Origin of the sequence: Pseudomonas saponiphila, assembly GCF_900105185.1 — a bacterium.
GTDB classification, from domain to species: Bacteria; Pseudomonadota; Gammaproteobacteria; order Pseudomonadales; family Pseudomonadaceae; genus Aquipseudomonas; species Aquipseudomonas saponiphila.
This window is the reverse complement of record NZ_FNTJ01000001.1, coordinates 1,398,094-1,409,138: the sequence shown is the minus strand read 5'-3', so window position 1 is coordinate 1,409,138 and position 11,045 is coordinate 1,398,094. Positions and strand designations below refer to the sequence as shown.

General features: G+C 65.1%; 9 protein-coding genes and 1 pseudogene. All 10 read left to right on the top strand.

What is annotated here, in order from left to right; all coding sequences use genetic code 11:
• Window positions 1-2 precede the first annotated feature (2 nt).
• The 10 genes and pseudogenes from gap (at window position 3) to BLV47_RS06705 (ending at window position 10,923) form a co-directional block, all read left to right on the top strand.
• Window positions 3-1,007 carry a type I glyceraldehyde-3-phosphate dehydrogenase gene (gene gap, locus BLV47_RS06745; protein WP_092311354.1) on the top strand — a complete coding sequence of 335 codons (1,005 nt, stop codon included), beginning with the start codon at window positions 3-5 and terminating at the stop codon, window positions 1,005-1,007.
• A 15-nt stretch (window positions 1,008-1,022) separates the two neighbouring features.
• Window positions 1,023-1,487, top strand: coding sequence for a methylglyoxal synthase (locus BLV47_RS06740; protein WP_092311351.1), 465 nt, complete (start codon window positions 1,023-1,025; stop codon window positions 1,485-1,487).
• Window positions 1,488-1,560: 73 nt separating this feature from the next.
• On the top strand, window positions 1,561-2,079 hold the full coding sequence (locus BLV47_RS06735; RefSeq protein ID WP_092311348.1) for an RNA polymerase sigma factor: 519 nt from the start codon (window positions 1,561-1,563) through the stop codon (window positions 2,077-2,079).
• A 113-nt stretch (window positions 2,080-2,192) separates the two neighbouring features.
• Window positions 2,193-3,161 carry a FecR family protein gene (locus BLV47_RS06730; protein ID WP_092311345.1) on the top strand — a complete coding sequence of 323 codons (969 nt, stop codon included), beginning with the start codon at window positions 2,193-2,195 and terminating at the stop codon, window positions 3,159-3,161.
• A 122-nt stretch (window positions 3,162-3,283) separates the two neighbouring features.
• Window positions 3,284-5,902 carry a TonB-dependent receptor gene (locus BLV47_RS06725; protein WP_092311342.1) on the top strand — a complete coding sequence of 873 codons (2,619 nt, stop codon included), beginning with the start codon at window positions 3,284-3,286 and terminating at the stop codon, window positions 5,900-5,902.
• Between the two features lie 111 nt (window positions 5,903-6,013).
• Window positions 6,014-6,622 carry a biliverdin-producing heme oxygenase gene (locus BLV47_RS06720; protein ID WP_092311339.1) on the top strand — a complete coding sequence of 203 codons (609 nt, stop codon included), beginning with the start codon at window positions 6,014-6,016 and terminating at the stop codon, window positions 6,620-6,622.
• Between the two features lie 115 nt (window positions 6,623-6,737).
• Window positions 6,738-7,139 (top strand): YbaN family protein, encoded by a 402-nt coding sequence (locus BLV47_RS06715; protein ID WP_092317076.1) that lies wholly within the window; start codon window positions 6,738-6,740, stop codon window positions 7,137-7,139.
• Between the two features lie 120 nt (window positions 7,140-7,259).
• Window positions 7,260-8,612: pseudogene (locus BLV47_RS36920) on the top strand (methyl-accepting chemotaxis protein); the annotation flags it as partial.
• A 102-nt stretch (window positions 8,613-8,714) separates the two neighbouring features.
• Complete coding sequence (locus BLV47_RS36915) at window positions 8,715-9,470, top strand: methyl-accepting chemotaxis protein (protein WP_371920246.1); 756 nt, start codon at window positions 8,715-8,717, stop codon at window positions 9,468-9,470.
• Window positions 9,471-9,567: 97 nt separating this feature from the next.
• Entirely contained in the window at window positions 9,568-10,923 is a 1,356-nt protein-coding gene (locus BLV47_RS06705; protein ID WP_092311333.1) for a CoA transferase, read from the top strand.
• Window positions 10,924-11,045 lie beyond the last annotated feature (122 nt).

The following is an 11,045-nucleotide window of genomic DNA, read 5'->3' as shown; positions in this document are numbered from 1 at the left end:
ACATGACTCTTCGAATCGCAATCAATGGTTTTGGCCGTATTGGCCGTAACGTCCTGCGCGCACTCTATACCCAAGGCTATCGTCAGGATCTGCAGATCGTCGCCATCAACGATCTGGGGGACAGCGCGATCAATGCCCACCTGCTGAAATACGACACCGTCCACGGTACTTTCGACGCCGAGGTCCAGCACGATCAGGAAAGCCTGACCGTCAACGGCGACCGCATCGCCGTCAGCGCCATCCGCAACCCGGCCGAGCTGCCCTGGGCCGCGGAAAAGATCGACGTAGTCTTCGAATGCACCGGCCTGTTCACCGACCGCGCCAAGGCCGCCGCCCATCTTACTGCCGGCGCCCGCAAGGTGATCATCTCGGCCCCGGCCAAGGGTGCCGACGCCACCGTGGTCTACGGGGTCAACCACGACATCCTGCGCCAGTCGCACCAGATCATTTCCAACGCCTCGTGCACCACCAACTGCCTGGCCCCGGTGGCCCAGGTGCTGCACCGCGAACTGGGCATCGACAACGGCCTGATGACCACCATCCACGCCTACACCAACGACCAGAACCTCACCGACGTCTACCACAGCGACCCGTACCGTGCCCGTTCGGCCACCCAGAACATGATCCCGAGCAAGACCGGCGCCGCCGAAGCCGTGGGCCTGGTGCTGCCGGAACTGGCGGGCAAGCTGACCGGCATGGCGGTGCGCGTGCCGGTGATCAACGTCTCCCTGGTGGACCTGACCGTGACCCTCAAGCGCGACACCAGCGCCGAAGAGGTCAACGCCCTGCTCAAGAACGCCAGCCAGCATTCGAAGATCCTCGGCTACAACACCCTGCCGCTGGTCTCCAGCGACTTCAACCACAACCCGCTGTCGTCGATCTTCGACGCCAACCACACCAAGGTCAGCGGCGGTCGCTTGCTCAAGGTGCTGGCCTGGTACGACAACGAGTGGGGCTTCTCCAACCGCATGCTGGATAACTGCCTGGCCCTGTGCAACGCGGAATAAAACGGATATTCGTCGATGATCGGTATCGGTTTTACGCAAAAGACCATGGCGGCGCGCAAGCGCATCGCCCTGGTCGCCCACGACCATTGCAAGGTCTTTCTGCTGGACTGGGCCGAGCGGCAGAAGTCACGCCTGGCCGAACATGAGCTGCTGGCCACCGGCACCACCGGGCTGCTGCTGAGCAAACGCCTGGGGTTGCCGGTGCACAGCATGATCAGCGGCCCGCTGGGCGGCGATCAGCAGCTGGGCGCGCTGATCGCCGAACAACGGGTCGACCTGCTGGTGTTCTTCTGGGACCCCTTCGAGCCCCAGCCTCACGATCCGGACATCAAGGCCCTGCTGCGCGTGGCGGCGGTGTGGAACATCGCGGTGGCCTGCAACGAATGCAGCGCCGACTACCTGCTCAGCAGCCCGCTGATGAACCAGGCCCACGAGCACCGGATTCCCGACTACCAGGCGTACCTCGCCGGCCGCGGATAATTCACGCAAGGCTTGACCATTGACGCAGATGACAATCATTATCATCCGCTGAAAAAATGGATCAGGCCTTGCCGTGAGTCAATCGCACTTCAACCACGTATTCCTCACTCAACGCATTTCCCTGCTGCGAACCCTGGAGCGGATGGTCAACAACCACAGCACCGCCGAAGACCTGCTGCAGGAAACCTATCTGCGGGTGACCCGGGCCCTCAGCGAGCGGCCGATCACTCACCTGGAACCCTTCGTGTTCCAGACCGCGCGCAACCTCGCCCTCGACCACCTGCGGGCCCGGCGCATCCAGGGGCGCACCCTGCTCGAAGACGTGCCAGCAGAAGTGCTGGAGAACGTCGCCGCCCCCGTCAGCAGCGCCGAAGACGCCGCCCACGCCGAACAACTGCTCGAACGCCTGAACCTCAGCCTCGGCCAGCTCAGCCCGCGCCAGCAGCAGATCTTCATCCTCAGCCGCTTGCACGGCCACAGCTATCAGGAGATCGCCGACGAACTCGGGGTTTCGCTGAGCACGGTACAAAAGGAATTGAAATTGATCATGGCCATCTGCGTCGGCGTCGCCGAACGTCTCGACGGCCAGTGAGTCTCAACCGCCAAGCACAATGACTGCGTCAGCCCCAGGCCTTTGCTAACCTTGGCCGGCTTTCGCTCTCTCTTGAAAAAACAGCTGCGCACAGACACAGCCGAGGAACACCCGTGACGGATTCTCACAGCGCCGAGCCGCCCAACACCACCGGCCCGCACTCAAGCACCCTTGCCATGGATCAGGCGCTGGATTGGCTGATCGAGCTGGAACATCCGAACGAGGAACAGTTGCGCCAGTTTCATCAATGGCTGGCGGCTTCACCGCTCAACGCCCAGGCCTTCGAAAAAGCCCGGGCAATCTGGAACGGGCCGCACGTGGCGCAATGCGCGCAGGCCCTGGCAGCACCGCCGAAAGTCTCGCGCCTGGCCCGCCTGCGCCCGCACTGGAAGCCCCTGGCCACCGCCGCGGTGCTGGTGCTCGGGCTGTTCAGCTTCAGCAACCTGCCACTGCGCCTGCAGGCCGACCACCTGACGCTGGTGGGCGAGCGCCAGCGCCTGCAACTGGAAGACGGCTCCAAGGTGCTGCTCAACACCAACTCGGCCTTCTCCAGCCAGATCAACGATCACCGGCGCGTGGCGCGGCTGTACCAGGGCGAAGCCTTCTTCGAGATTCCCGGCACCCCGGGCCTGCCCCTGGAGCTGGACGCCGGCCCGGTCAAGGCCAGCGTGGCCGACACCGCCTTCGCCGTGCGCTACCTGGACGGCATTGCCCAGGTCCAGGTGCAGCGCGGTGACATCGACCTGCGCGCCACCCACGCCGATCAGCGCATTCGCCTGCGCGCCGGCGAGAGCGTTCGCGTCGGCCCCGAAGGCTTCGACCCACCGGCCAGGCTCGATGCCGGCAAGGACCTGGCCTGGATCGACGGCCGCCTGGTGTTCGAGAACTGCCCCCTGAGCCAGGTGCTGGCGGAACTGCGGCGCTACTACCCGGGCTGGATCGTCAACAACAACGAGCAGTTGGCGAACCTCGCGGTCACCGGCAACTACCGCCTGGACCAGCCTCTGGACGTGCTGCGCTCCCTGGCCCACATCACCTCGGCACGCCTCTCGGAATACCCGGCACTGGTCATTCTCAACTGAGAATAATTATTTTTACGCGATCACCCCGGGTGGTACGTCTCGTTATAGCCAATGCAACTGATTCGCATTTTTGAATGCGTATCTGCACCTATAAAAGATTCGTGCGACCCGGAGCGCTCTCGATGTCCCCTCGCCTCAACAGCCGATCCTCTGTTCCCTGTGCCCGCCTACAACACTGCACCCTGTCGCTGCTGACCGCGGCGATCCTGCTGGCCGGCGCCCAAGCCACGCCAGCGATGGCCGCCGATGCCCCGGCCTCCTCCAGCCAGCGCATGGGCAACTACAACTTCGCCATTGCCCAGCAACCGCTGGTATCGGCGCTCAACGCCTTTACCGCGGTCACCGGCTGGCAAGTCGGGCTGCCGGCCGAGCTGGGCAGCGGAGTGTCATCACCGGGCGTGCGCGGCTCGCTGCCCCCGGAAAAGGCCCTGGAGCGCCTGCTCGGCGGCACCCAACTGAGTTACCGCAAGCTGGGCAATAACAATATCGTTCTGGAACGGCGCAGCGCCGCCAATGCGGTGAACCTGCAGCAAGTGACCGTCAGCGCCACCCGCCAGGAGCAGGACATCAACTCGGTGCCGAGCACCGTGAGCGTGCAGACCCGGGAAGAGCTGGACCGCCAGAACGTCAACACCATCAAGGAGCTGGTGCGCTACGAGCCTGGGGTTTCCGTCGGCGGTGCGGGCCAGCGCGCGGGCATCAGCGGCTACAACATTCGCGGCATCGACAGCGACCGGATCCTCACCCAAGTCGATGGCGTCGAAGTGCCGGATCACTTCTTCAGCGGTCCCTACGCCAAGACCAACCGCAACTATGTCGACCCGGAAATCGTCAAGCGTGTGGAAATCCTCCGCGGCCCGGCCTCGGTGCTCTACGGCAGCAGCGCCATCGGTGGCGCCGTCAGCTACTACACCCTGGACGCCGACGACATCATCAAGCCCGGCCAGGACGCTGGCGCGCGCCTGAAGACCGGCTACAGCTCGGCTGACGAAAGCTGGCTGAAATCCGCCACCGTCGCCGGGCGGGCCAGCGACTTCGACGCCCTGCTGCACCTCAGCCGGCGCGACGGCCACGAAACCGAGTCCTATGGCAGCAACAACGGCACCGGCCTCAACCGCACCGCCGCCAACCCGGAAGACGCTCGCACCACCAACGTCCTGGCCAAGCTCGGCTGGAACTATGCGCCGGATGCTCGCCTGGGCCTGACCTACGAAAAGTACAAGGACGACCGCGACACCAACCAGAAAAGCGCGGTAGGCGGCCTGTTTCTCAACGGCGTCGGTCAGAACTGGTATCGCTCCCGTGTCGGCAACGACACCATCACCCGTGAACGCTTCGGCCTGGAAAACAGCTTCGCCCTGCAGTCGCCCATCGCCGACCAGATCAAATGGAGCCTGAACTACCAGATCGCCAAGACCGACCAGAGCACTTCCGAGCGCTACAACCCGGTCTCGGCGTTCTCCCCCAACGCCCGCGACGTGCTGCGGGAACGGCAAACCCTGTACCAGGAACAGCAATGGGTCTTCGACACCCAGCTGGACAAGGCCTTCACCCTCGGTGAAACCGAGCATCAACTGACCTACGGCACCACCCTCAAGCAACAGAAAATCACCGGCTCGCGCTATGGCACCGCCACCTGCCTGAAGGTCGGTGCCGGTTGCACCGCCATCGGTGCGCCAAGCCCGAGCGCCAGCGACAGCGTGAAAAAATCCAGCGATTTCCCGGACCCCACCGTCAGCACCTACAGCCTGTTCGCCCAGGACCAGATCAGCTGGAACGCCTGGACCTTCACCCCGGGCCTGCGCTACGACTACACCCAGCTCAAGCCGAAACTGACCCAGGAATTCCTCAATGTCGCCAACCCTACCGGCACCTATCCGGTCAGCGACGAGAAGAAGACCTGGCACCGGGTTTCGCCCAAGTTCGGCCTGACCTACGCCTTCGACGAGCACTACACGGCCTATGGCCAATACTCCGAGGGCTTCCGCACGCCGTCGGCCAAGGCGCTCTACGGGCGCTTTGAAAACCTCGCCACCGGCTACGTCGTCGAGCCCAACTCCAACCTCAAGCCGGAAACCAGCAAAGGTTATGAAACCGGCCTGCGGGGCAATTTCGACGCAGGCTCCTTCGATGTCTCGGTGTTCTACAACCAGTACCGCGACTTCATCAACGAGGACGCCATCACTGCCGGCGCGCTGCAATCGGTGTTCCAGAGCAGCAACATCAAGCACGCCACCATCAAGGGCGCCGAAGCGAGGGGCCGTCTCAACCTCGATGCCTTCGGTGCACCACAGGGCCTGTACAGCCTCGGCTCGGTGGCCTACGCCTACGGCCGCAACAATGACAACGGCGAGCCGATCAACAGCGTCAACCCGCTCAAGGGCGTGTTTGGCCTTGGCTACGATCAGGACAACTATGGCGCGCTGCTGAGCTGGACCCTGGTCAAGCGCAAGGACCGGGTCGACGACAGCAGCTTCAAGGCCCCGGATGGCCGTGCTACCAGCGGCCAGTTCAAGACCCCGGGCTACGGCATCCTCGACCTCAGCGGCTTCTACAAGGTCACCGACGACCTGACCCTGAACGCCGGCCTGTACAACCTGACCGATAAAAAATACTGGAACTGGGACGACGTGCGCGGCTACGACAGTGTCGGCGAGGCCGGGCAAACCGCCCCCGCCAACCTCGACCGCCTGACCCAGCCGGGCCGCAACTTCTCGGTCAACCTGGTCTGGGATATCTGACGCCAAAGCGCCTCGCTGCCCTTTTTCGCCTGGGCAGTGAGGATTTTTTACGCTGTCGCGTCTTCTTGTTCGTCTAGTTACTAAGTGCCTCTCATTCTCAAGGACATCTGCATGAGCCCCCAGGATTCCTCCCAGCGTCATCACCTGCGTTCCCAGCGTCTGAACCAGATCACCCATGAACCCCATGCCAAGCTCGACGCCCTGGTCAAGGCCCACGCACCGTTCGAGACTCAGGGTGCCTTCGCCCGCTTCGTGGTGGCCCAGTACCTGTTTCAGTCGGAACTGGTAGACCTGTACAACGATGCCGAACTGAACAGCATCGTCCCCGACCTGGCCCAGCGCTGCCGCGCCGAAGCGGCCAAGGCCGACCTGGCGGACCTGGACACCGAAGTCCCGGCACCGGTGGCCGGTGCAGTACGCAATCCAAGCCAGGCCGAAGCCCTGGGCTGGATCTTCGTTTCCGAGGGTTCCAAGCTCGGCGCCGCGTTCCTGATCAAGCGCGCCGTGGGCCTGGGCCTGAGCGAAACCTTCGGCGCCCGGCACCTGGGCGAGCCGGCCGGTGGCCGCGCCGAAGGCTGGAAGACCTTCACCCGCATCCTCGACGGCCTGGAATTCACAGCCGAAGAAGAAGCCGCAGCGGAAAAAGGCGCGCTGGATGCCTTCAACCGCTTCACCGTGCTGCTGGAACAGGCTTACTCCAGCGCCGCACAACCAGCCTGACCCCGTCGTTGCGGGCCCGCGGCAAGCGTCCAGGCCGCAGGCCCGCAACGGTATTTTGTCGGCCCGCGTGCTCTCTGGATTGAGCCGCAAGGCGCGTTACCTCATCATCGAAGCCATGACCCCCACTCGCCCCTCCTCGTCGAAGATTTCCCGCCTGCTGTTCGGTGCGCTGGCCTATGTCAGCCTGGCCATCGGCCTGATCGCCATCGTCGTGCCCGGCCTGCCGACCACCGAGTTCATCCTCCTGGCCGCCTGGGCCGCCACCAAGAGCTCGCCCCGCCTCAGTGCCTGGATGGAGAACCACCGCCTGTTCGGCCCGATCCTCTGCAACTGGCGCAACGGCCGGATCATCAGTCGCCGGGCCAAGGTCAGCGCCACCCTGAGCATGTTGCTGTGCGCCGGGCTGATGCTGAGCCTGCTCAATCATCACTGGACGATGTACGCCGCCATCGCCGGCATGGCCCTGGGCAACCTGTGGATCTGGTCGCGCCCCGAAGCCCTGCCGCAAACCTCCTGAATGACGCGCTCTGGCGGCTATGCCCTCGCCCTCTAGGCCATATATGTCAAGGACATGACCGTTCGTCGGCGCCCTCTCACGCAAAGGCCACCCAAGCCGATGTTCCGGGCATAGCGCTGAATGGACTTGGCGAGCGGAGTCATCCGATTCCGCGCTTTCCATCCGTCCTTTCGCGAGATTGCCCCCATGTTCGACTCTCTCTCCATACGCCTGAAAATCGTACTGCTGTCCGGGCTGTGCCTGTTGGGCGTGGTGGCGCTGATCGTCGGCATGAACCTGTACCAGAGCCGGCAGAACAACCAGCTGGTCAACACCTCCAGCACGCGGATGCTCACGGCCGGGGTCGAGGACCTGTTGCAGGCCAAGGCCGCCGAACAAGCCGCGCGCATCCAGAAGACCTTCGGTGAAAGCCAGCTGGTGATCACCGCCCTGGCGGACCAGGTCCAGGATCTGCGGGCAATGGCTGCAAAGCGTGGCCTGGATGCCGCGGCCCTGCGCGAAGAGCTCAACCACAGCCTGAAAACCGCCTTCGAGCGCAACCCCAAGGTGCTGGGGATCTGGCTGGCCTACGAGCGCAATGCGCTGGACGGCCAGGACAGTGCGTTCGCCAACGACGCCAACCGCGCGTCCAACGAACAGGGGCGTTTCGCCAGCTACTGGAGCCGTCCCGCCGGCAAGTCCCTGAATACGGTGATGGTCGAGGAGGACATGAACAAGACCACCCTCAACCTCAGCGGCACGCCTTACAACATCTGGTACACCTGCCCCCGTGACACTCGCCGCACCTGCCTGCTCGATCCCTATGCCGACACCATCGGCGAGGACAAGAAACAAGTGCTGATGACCACCATCTCCCTGCCGCTGCAGACCGACGGCAAGGTCGTCGGGGTGATTGGCGTCGACATCGCCCTGGACTCCCTGCAAGCGGCCGCCGTCGAGGCGCAACGGAGCCTGTTCGGCGGTGCCGGGCACATGCTGATCACGGGCGGCAGCGGACTGCTGGCAGCGGTCGGCGCGGATGCCGCCCAGGTCGGCAAGAACATCAATGAAACCGCCGGTGCCCAGGGCCCGGACATCCTGGCGACACTTGCCGGTGGCCAACCCAAGGTGTTGCAGCAGGGCGACCTGATCCGCGCGGTCTATCCCTTCAGTCCGATTGCCGATGCCAAGGCCTGGGGCGTGGCCATCGACCTGCCCCGGCAGGTCCTGCTGGCGGACTCGGTGAAACTGCAGACCCTGCTGGATCAGGCCCAGACCAGCGGCACCCTGAAAACCCTGCTGGTGGCCATCGGCGCCGGCCTGCTGGGGCTGCTGCTGATCTGGCTCAGTGCCTCCGGCGTGACCCGGCCGATCAACAGCGTGGCGCAGATGCTCAAGGCCATCGCCAGTGGCGACGGCGACCTGACCCAACGCCTGAACTACAGCAAGAAGGATGAACTGGGCGAGCTGGTGAGCTGGTTCAACCGCTTCCTCGACAAGCTGCAGCCCACCATCGCCCAGATCAAGCAGAGCATCATCGAAGCCCGCGGCACCGCCGACCAGTCTTCGGAGATCGCCCGCCAGACCAGCGAAGGCATGCAGGTGCAGTTCCGCGAGATCGACCAGGTGGCCACCGCGTCCAATGAAATGAGCGCCACGGCCCACGATGTCGCCAACAGCGCCTCCAATGCTGCCCAGGCCGCCCGTGGCGCCGACCAGTCGGCCAAGGATGGCATGACCATCATCGAGCGCAGTACCCGGGATATCAGCCTGCTGGCCGAGGAAGTGAGCAAGGCGGTGGGTGAAGTCGAGGCCCTGGCGGTGAGCAGCGAACAGATCGGCTCGGTGCTGGAAGTGATCCGCAGCATCGCCGAACAGACCAACCTGCTCGCCCTCAACGCCGCCATTGAGGCGGCCCGCGCCGGCGAAAGCGGCCGCGGCTTTGCGGTGGTGGCCGATGAAGTGCGCAACCTGGCCAAACGTACCCAGGACTCGGTGGAAGAGATCCGCGTGGTCATCGAGCGCATCCAGAGCGGCACCCGCGATGTGGTCAACACCATGCACGCCAGCCAGAGCCAGGCGCAGAACAACGCCGGACAGATTCATCAGGCGGTCCAGGCGCTGGGCAAGATCAGCGACGCGGTCACCGTGATCAGCGACATGAACCTGCAGATCGCCAGCGCCGCCGAGCAGCAGAGCGCGGTGGCCGAAGAGGTCAATCGCAACGTCTCGGCGATCCGTAGCGTCACCGAAACCCTCACCGAGCAAGCCAGCGAGTCGGCTCAGGTCAGCAGCCAGCTCAACGCCCTGGCCACCCAACAGATGAAACTGATGGATCAGTTCCGGGTGTAAACGCGGTTCTCGCCCCGCCACGACCGATGACCGGAGGTGATCGACAGTGGCGGCGGTTTCAGGGTGCAATGCCCTCCTCTGAACCGGGGAGTGCGTCATGACCGAACTACTGGCAACCCTCCAGGCCGCGCTGGGCCTGGCGCCTGCAAGCGTCCGACAAACCGGCCAGGGCTCCCTGCCCTCGGCCTTCGCCGTGACCGACCTGGCCTGTGCCAGTATCGCCACCACCGGGCAAGCCCTCGCCGAACTCCTCTACAGCCAGACCGGACGCCAGCCACAGGTCAGTGTCGACCGGCGCCTGGCCTCATTCTGGTTCGCCACTTCGATCCGCCCGCAAGGCTGGAGCCTGCCATCCCCCTGGGACCCGATTGCCGGGGATTATCCCAGCCGCGATGGCTGGATTCGTCTGCACACCAATGCGCCCCACCACCGCGCCGCCGCCGAACGGGTGCTGGGCGCGGTGAACGGGCGCGACGCCATGGCCGCCCGAGTGGCCAGCTGGGATGCCCTGGAGCTGGAACAGGCCATCGTCGATCAGGGCGGTTGCGCCGCGCAGATGCGCAGTTGGGCGCAGTGGCAGCTGCACCCGCAGGGGCAGGCGGTCAACGCCGAGCCCCTGGTGCACTGGCTGCCCCACAGCGGCTCGCGACCGAACACCTGGAGCGGTTCCAGCACCCGGCCCCTGGCCGGATTGAAAGTGCTGGACCTGACCCGGGTCCTGGCCGGTCCCGTGGCCAGCCGCCTGCTGGCGGGGCTGGGCGCCGAGGTACTGCGCATCGACCCGCCGGGCTGGAACGAACCGGCCCTGGAGCCGGAGGTGACGCTGGGCAAGCGCTGCGCGCGCCTGGACCTGCACGACCTGCAACAGCGCGCGGTATTCGAGGGGCTGCTGGCCGAAGCCGACCTGCTGCTGCACGGCTATCGCGCCGATGCCCTGGAGCGCCTGGGTTACGACGCCGAGGCACGCCAGCGAATCGCCCCGGGGCTGATCGAGGTCAGCCTCAACGCCTATGGCTGGAGCGGCCCCTGGCGCGACCGCCGGGGCTTCGACAGCCTGGTGCAGATGAGCGCCGGCATCGCCGCAGCCGGCATGGACTGGAAAGCCGCGGACAAACCGCTGCCGCTGCCGGTCCAGGCCCTGGATCACGCCACCGGCTACCTGATGGCGGCCAGTGCCCTGCGGGCCCTGAACCTGTCCCTGAACAGCGGCCAGGGCACCTCGGCGCGCCTGTCCCTGGCCCGCACCGCCAAGCTGCTGGTTGAGCATTGCCGGTCAACGGGAGATGAAATGCCACTGCGGGCCGAAGACGATGACGATCTGGGGCTGGTTCAGGAACAGACCCCTTGGGGACCGGCCAGGCGCCTGCGGGTGCCATTGCATGTCACTGGAACCCCCGTGCAGTGGGATTGCCCTGCCAGCCCCCTGGGCGCTCATCGCCCCCGATGGTGGTGAGCAGCTTCGCCGGCGAGCCGGCTCCTACGGGATTACCAGCCCCGCAGGCGCGGGCTTGGCAGCGAACCACCCGCACCAACAACCTCCCGCCGAAGCCGCCCACCAATGCCGCGCCAGCCCGA

Bases quoted from the DNA above. Each gene is read 5' to 3' on its own strand.
- BLV47_RS06715 (WP_092317076.1), top strand. From the start codon at position 6,738: ATGACCCCCACTCGCCCCTCCTCGTCGAAGATTTCCCGCCTGCTGTTC.
- BLV47_RS36915 (WP_371920246.1), top strand. From the start codon at position 8,715: ATGCAGGTGCAGTTCCGCGAGATCGACCAGGTGGCCACCGCGTCCAAT.
- BLV47_RS06720 (WP_092311339.1), top strand. From the start codon at position 6,014: ATGAGCCCCCAGGATTCCTCCCAGCGTCATCACCTGCGTTCCCAGCGT.
- BLV47_RS06725 (WP_092311342.1), top strand. From the start codon at position 3,284: ATGTCCCCTCGCCTCAACAGCCGATCCTCTGTTCCCTGTGCCCGCCTA.
- gap (WP_092311354.1), top strand. From the start codon at position 3: ATGACTCTTCGAATCGCAATCAATGGTTTTGGCCGTATTGGCCGTAAC.
- BLV47_RS06740 (WP_092311351.1), top strand. From the start codon at position 1,023: ATGATCGGTATCGGTTTTACGCAAAAGACCATGGCGGCGCGCAAGCGC.
- BLV47_RS06705 (WP_092311333.1), top strand. From the start codon at position 9,568: ATGACCGAACTACTGGCAACCCTCCAGGCCGCGCTGGGCCTGGCGCCT.